Below are 4,007 nucleotides of genomic sequence, written 5' to 3' on the forward strand. Positions count from 1 at the left end.
CTCCACTGAGGCTCGCTTCATATAAGTTCGCCTCACTAAAGTTAGCTTTCTTGAAGATAGCGTCGTAGAAGCTCGCTCTACTGAGGTCGGACTGACTGAAGTTAGCTTCACTAAGGTTCGCATCAATAAAACTTACTTCAATAAGTTTTGCCTCAGTTAGATTTGCTTGATTGAGATTTGCTTCCCGGCAATTCGCGCTAACAAGGTTCGCTTGACTTAGGTTTGCCTGAGATAGATTTGCTCCTATAAGAAGCGCTTGCCTTAGATCTGCCCCACAGAGATTTGCTTGAACGAGGTTGGCTTTAACAAAAATCGCGTCAAAGAGATTCGCATTACTGAGGTCTGAATTACTAAGAATTGCGCTACTAAAGTTTACCTCTCCTCTGAGATCTGCTCCTCTAAGATCTGCACAGCTAAGGTTGGCTTCGCTAAAATTCGTGCATTTGAGGTCTGCATCTGTGAGGTTTGCCCCGGCAAGATTTGCGCCGCCAAAATTTGCTTGAAAAAGATTTGCTTGAGTGAGGTTTGCGTTACTTAGGTTGGCTTGACTAAGATCTGCATCTCTAAGATCTGCTCCTGTGAGGTCTGCATTAGTAAGATTTGCATCTTTGAGCTTTGCTCCTAGTAAATCAGCATTTCTGAGATCTGCCTCTGTAAGATCCGCGTTGTTAAGCTTAACCTTTCTCAAATTTGCGCCTGCCAATTCAGGTCTTATTTCGTTATTTTTTTTTCTCCACTTATTCCATTCAGACGCTCCTTTTTTGAGTACAGTGATATGTCTCTGATTTGCCATACTGCTAGACTGGCTTTTATTTGGACTGGACACAAAAACCTTCAGGCTATTAGCTATAGTTTAGATATTCTCTACAGATGTAGCACATTCTCAATCTTCCTCCTCCCCAATCAGATTCACTGCCTTCTCTAAGTCGTGATGGGAAGGCTCACAATAGCGACGGGTCGTATCAAGGCTCTCATGCCCCGCTAACGCTGCAATTTTTTCCAGGCTTACACCAGCGTCTACAAGGTTCTTACAAAAGGTGTGCCGGAGACTGTGGCAGGTCAAATCTTCTAGCCCCTTCGCCCGATACTTTTCAACAAGATTCTCCAGACCGCGCCTGGTCATCTTCCCCCGCTGCCCAATCATAATCGGCTTGTCAGTCTCCTGGTGTTCATCCCATCCCAATAGCTGTAGAGCAGACCGAGCATCTGGATTCAGGGGAATTTCTCGACGCTTGCAACCCTTGCCCGATCGCACAATTAAATTCCCTTTGCGCTCGGACATCGTAATATCAGACCAACGAAGCGCTTCCAGTTCGCTCACTCTCAGCCCCGTGTTCAATAGGAGTTTTACCGCCCCCAAATCCCTGGCACTGCCATACCGTTCCACCCGTCGCAGCAGAGCGTGTTGCTCGGTGCGAGAAAGCCAGCGTATTCTCTCTCGCTGTTGCTTTAGGGCTTTGGGAATTTTGGGGATGCTGTCGGTCAGCTTTACCTCATGCGCCCAAGTCAAAAATCCCCTGATAGTGGATAGTTTCCTGTTTACACTTTTAGGTTTGTAGTCTTTTTCTACTAGGTGGCGCTTGTAGTCTCTAATATCAATTGCTGTAACCAGCTTTGGTAAAAACTCACCTTGTTCTCTTTCAAACCATTTGACAAAAGCATTTATATCGCTTAAGTAACTATTAATTGTGTTATCACTACACTCTTTTTCCTCTAAGGACTCGATAAATCCCTGTCGCCAGTCCACATTATTATGTGCGGAGTTTTTGGAGAGATAATCATTGAACTTTAAAACCTTACCCAATTGAAAAACCCCTTGACACGACACATAGAACAGATTATGTGCTGTGTCTTGAGGTTGGGCAAGCAGCGATCGCTCTGTTTCAATTGTTGACGACTCAACCTACCCACACAAAGACCGTGATTCTACTGATCCGCATACAGGAATCTCATGGTAGAACTACTGACAGCTCTGGGTTGCTCTCAACTCCATCAATCTTCTTCAAACGCCTGGTTCTTAAACTTCAGCGTGCGGCAGTTCTCAGTAACCGTGCGGACGACGTGTTCTGGTACTCCGTCCGGGACTTCCACGCTGATTTCCAGCGTCACCTTTACTTTTGCTCCGAGTAAGCTTGTTAGGTGTTGCAGTACCTCATCCGCCACCAATCCGGTGTCCCGCGTGATGCGAAGTTCATCTAAATCGACTGAACCATAAAAGCGTCGCAGTTTCTTTTGAGGAGGAGTGACAGTCGTGCTACTAGAACCCGTTGTCGTACTCGTGTCATAATTTCCTGTTGGGGTTTTAGCACCAGTCGAACCGCCAGTTCCAACTAATTCTTTTTGTCGTTGGCGTTCTAACTCAGCATCTGCTTCTCTTTGCCGCTGGGCGACATCCGGTTTGACCAGCAAGCTTTGACCGCTCAAGGTGGCTGTGATGTGTTCGCCAGCTTTTAGACCCAGATAGCGCTGTTTGGTTTCATCCCAGCCATCGGCGTAGGCAAAGTTTTCAGTCCACAGAACTGCTGCTACTCCCTCTTGAACGGCATCAAGAAGTACCTGCTCATTTTTGAGTCGTGGCAAGTATGGGTACTTCGCAAGGTACTCCCACAGCGTCTTCAGGTTAATATGGTTGGCATCGCGCCAGAGATACTCGTCTAGGGCTTCCAGGCGGAGAATGCTGGCGGCACAAGTAATCATAAAACGCCCTTCATAAACCAGTTTACGGCTGGCTCGCAGGATTGGCGATTCCTGTCCCTGGAGGCGAGTTTCTTCCCAGACGATCGCACCTTGCGGGTCGGGTTGGGTCGGTACGAGAAGCCACTGGTATGCTTCTTTAAGGAGAAGCTCTACGGTTTCATTGGTCTGGTTGCACTTGGTTGTCGCCTGGTTGCTTTGGAAGACATCCAGGTTCAGGACTTCCTTTTCTTTTACAATCGAGTCCCAAGCCAGGTATTGGCAGACGGATTGTACTAGACCATCGAGTTTGGGTTTGTCAGGTGCGAGGAAGAGAAGCAGGTTTTTACAGTAGCGGGGCGACGCGCCTTTGTGTTCGAGAATATCCTTAACTCGAATAGCGGCGAGGCTATCCTTGGCTTTGCCAATGTGAGGATGCTGCGGACTCAGCACGACTAACCGCACACCCATTGATTCATCATCGGGGACATCGGCAGTGGAACTCGGAGCAATGTGGACTCCAGCGAAGTCTCCCCGCTGCTTATCGTTTCTCAAGCGGCGAATAATCTCTTCCCAAACTCGCTCCTCGTCTTGTTGAATCTGGGTAGCGCGGTCTTGGGCTGTGCGGGTAACATTGGGTTGAGTTGAAACCCAGTAGCGATTATTGTCTACATAGAGATAGGTAGCCTGGTCGGTCAGACGGCGCAAGGCATCCCCAAAGATGGCGACGCTTTCACCGGGTTGGACGCAGCCGAGTTTAACACGACGGTCTTCTAATCCTCGGTTAGCAGCGCGTTGGATGGGGGCGGAACCGAGGTAAATGGTGCGGGTAACGCGGCGACAAGCAGAGTAACGACCCAGGTTAGGCGTTTGATTGTCGAGGGAAACGGGAAGGGAATTGGGTCCATCAACGTCCTTTTCAATCACTGGCACCCAGGAGTCTTCTAGGTAACGGGTGAGTTCTGACTGCACTTGAGAGTCAGCCAGTGCGACGTTGGCAGGTAGGATGAGGAGGCTCTTGTCGCCTTGTTCCCAGAGGAAGTGAATCACCTTCGCCATCAGGCGCAGTACGCCGCGAGTGCGTTGGAACTTGTCGAGGGTAGACCAATCGCTGTAGAGGCGGTCAAAGAGTTCGGGGTGGATGGGATAAGCGTCTCTGAGACGGCGTTCGTAATCAGCTTCCCGGCACTCCAGAGGAAACTCTTGGGACTGCGTGCGGTACATCTCGCTAAACGCCCGGACGACGGCATCACGAGCGACAAATAAGGTGGGGTCTGTAATGCCTTGGAAGAGGCGGCGGCGGACAATTTGAAAGCTTTCTTCGGCAGAAGCGG

3 protein-coding genes are annotated in these 4,007 nt (G+C 49.2%); all 3 read right to left on the reverse strand.

The features are described from left to right. Positions 1–826 (reverse strand): pentapeptide repeat-containing protein (locus V6C93_RS02210; protein WP_333475007.1); only part of this gene is annotated, 826 nt, incomplete at its 3' end. Between the two features lie 57 nt (positions 827–883). Continuing rightward, positions 884–1,804 carry a tyrosine-type recombinase/integrase gene (locus V6C93_RS02215; RefSeq protein ID WP_333475008.1) on the reverse strand — a complete coding sequence of 307 codons (921 nt, stop codon included), beginning with the start codon at positions 1,802–1,804 and terminating at the stop codon, positions 884–886. A gap of 188 nt (positions 1,805–1,992) precedes the next feature. Beyond that, positions 1,993–4,007 (reverse strand): ATP-binding protein (locus V6C93_RS02220; RefSeq protein ID WP_333475009.1); only part of this gene is annotated, 2,015 nt, incomplete at its 5' end.

It is taken from the genome of Allocoleopsis sp. (genome assembly GCF_036703385.1).
Classification (GTDB): domain Bacteria; phylum Cyanobacteriota; class Cyanobacteriia; order Cyanobacteriales; family Coleofasciculaceae; genus Allocoleopsis.